This window comes from Mesorhizobium sp. M7A.F.Ca.ET.027.03.2.1 (genome assembly GCF_003999175.1).
Lineage (GTDB): Bacteria > Pseudomonadota > Alphaproteobacteria > Rhizobiales > Rhizobiaceae > Mesorhizobium.
The window spans coordinates 1-2,216 of record NZ_RZOM01001032.1 but is presented as its reverse complement, the minus strand read 5'-3'; the positions used below and the strand labels follow the sequence as shown (position 1 = coordinate 2,216).

Here is a 2,216-nt window from a genome sequence, read left to right as displayed (position 1 = left end):
GTTTAACTATATCGATGAGCCGAAGCCGGACGGGTATCGAAGTCACCATGTTGTTTTCAAATACCGATCCCGAGATGCCGACACCGAGGCTTTCGACGGACGACGCATCGAGTTGCAAGTTCGTACCAAGCTTCAGCACTCATGGGCAACTGCGGTTGAGGCTGTCGGGCTATTCCGGGGCCAGGATTTGAAGCACGGAGAGGGCGACCAAGATTGGCTTCGCCTTTTCCAGCTTATGTCGGCGGAATTCGCGCACGTTGAGCAGTGCCCCGTTCATGTAAGTATTCCGGATCACAATGACCGGGTTCGAGAATTGCGGGATCTCAACAAGCGTATAGATGCGATCGGCATACTAAAAAGAATCAAGGATACTACCAGATGCCAAGAGAATTTTATAAAGCAACCGGAAAAAACTCGATACTATTTGCTTCAATATGGGAAAGATAATATACTGACTACCGATCATTTCAGGTCAATTATATCGGGCGCGCGAAAATTGAAAGAGATCGAGCAAAAAATCGAGCTAAGGGGCAGTGAGGTGAAGGCTGTCTTGGTCGAGGTGGATAAGAAAGAAAAGCTTGCTGAAATGTATCCGAACTACTTCGGAGACGTTTACTTATTTGCTCGTAATCTGAAATCCATCTGCTCGGGAAAAGCGGCTACCGAATACAGTTAGCCTGCACTGGGTCGGCTTAAGCGGCGTCGCTTCCGTATGAAGTAACCCGAGCGTTTGCCGACGATACCATCAAGGCTGCGACCGGCCCACGCATCGTCGTTCATGCCAGGGGCTGCGCGTGAATTATGGCGGAAGCCATTTTCGGAGACGTAGCGGTGCAGATGCTTTCTGCGCAGGGCTGATAGGTGCCACGCATGCCACGCTTGAATATGCTGATGCGCCGGGTATTTTGGCAGTGTTTACTCAGCCGCCGGGGCAGGTCATTCCGATCTCGGGGTGACATCGAGCGATCGCGGCAGTCTGGCGAGTGCGGAGCGTTTCGTCGATCTTGCGCACGTGAGCGGGACCGATGACCGTGACAAATTCACCGTTTAATCGAGCATGGCCTCGACGGTGGCGACAAACTCGTCGAGCGAGCGATCCCCGCGAATCTCGATGCGTGGGAGGTCGATGGGATCGCAATTAAGGTCCGCCGGCCCGTGTCTGCTGCCGAAGCCGATCCGATAGCCGGACTCCTTGGCCAGTCTGCCGAGCCGTCGGTCGGTGACAGAGAAGGGTGCCGCGAACGCCGAGATTGGCCGACCGGTCCAACGTTCGATGAACATACGAGAGCGCAGCAGTTCGGCGGCCAAGTCAGAACTCGACAGACCATCGATCGCGCGATGCGTCGCGAGATGGCTTCCGAAGAACGCACCTTCGGCGGCGAGCCGCCGCACCGTCCTGGCATCCATAAGCTGCGTCGGCGGACCGTTTACGGAATCCCACTGCGCGCTTTCACCCACCAGGTCAGTCACCAGGAACACTTCCGCGGTCAGGTCGTTCGCGCGCAAGGTTGGCCAGGCATGGTCGGCAAAATTCTGGAAGCCGTCATCGAAGGTGATGAGCACTGGGCGGCCAGCGAAAGGCTGACGGTTGGCGATGGACCGTTCCAGTTGCTCGGACGTGGTCGCGTGAAAGCCATTGGCGCGCAGCCATGCCATCTGGCTGGCGAATGCGGCGGGCGTTAGCCGAAAACGGGCGAGGGCGGCCGGACCTTCTTCGGCGACGCTGTGGTACATGAGGACAGGGATACGTGGCCGCCGCTCGCTGCGCGCGACGTCGCGGCGCAAGGCCCGCGCCCCGCCCCAGACGATATTTCGGGCGACACCGAGTCCGATAGGCGCGCGGATCGGCGCATGATCAATCCTCGGTTCCGTCACCACATCGTCCGGTGACAGGCGGCGGAAGCGGTCTATGCGATAGAGCTCGGTCTGGATCGACTGCTCGAGGACGAGACCTTCGGTCGCTGCGAGCGCCTCTGAGATCGCTTGTGCCCCGAATGTGTTCCAGTCGAAGCCCGTCCTTTCAACATTGTCACGCAGCACGAATGCGTGGGCGCTGATGAAACTGCCGCCAGGCGCCAACGCCTCTGCGAATTTTTTGGCAATGCGCCGCAACTCGGCGAGATCATCCAGATAGTAGAGCACTTCCGAACAGAAGATCAGATCCATCTCACCCGGCAGCGTGTCGGCGGAGAAATCCAGTACGCCGAATTCAATAT

At 57.6% G+C, this 2,216-nt stretch carries 2 protein-coding genes and 1 pseudogene; 1 reads left to right on the top strand and 2 read right to left on the bottom strand.

The window, feature by feature from the left end; translation table 11 throughout:
* Positions 1-676, top strand: a 676-nt coding sequence (locus tag EN750_RS30720; protein WP_148669947.1) for a RelA/SpoT domain-containing protein, incomplete at its 5' end; no start/stop codon positions are given.
* Here EN750_RS30720 and EN750_RS41085 read toward each other — a convergent pair.
* Together EN750_RS41085 and EN750_RS30710 are read right to left on the bottom strand one after the other, a co-directional pair.
* A pseudogene (locus EN750_RS41085) lies at positions 673-890 on the bottom strand (IS1595 family transposase); the annotation flags it as partial. The gene EN750_RS30720 and the pseudogene EN750_RS41085 sit on opposite strands and share 4 nt — an antisense overlap.
* Before the next feature lie 157 nt (positions 891-1,047).
* A partial coding sequence (locus EN750_RS30710; RefSeq protein WP_145968066.1) for a polysaccharide deacetylase family protein occupies positions 1,048-2,216 on the bottom strand: 1,169 nt, incomplete at its 5' end.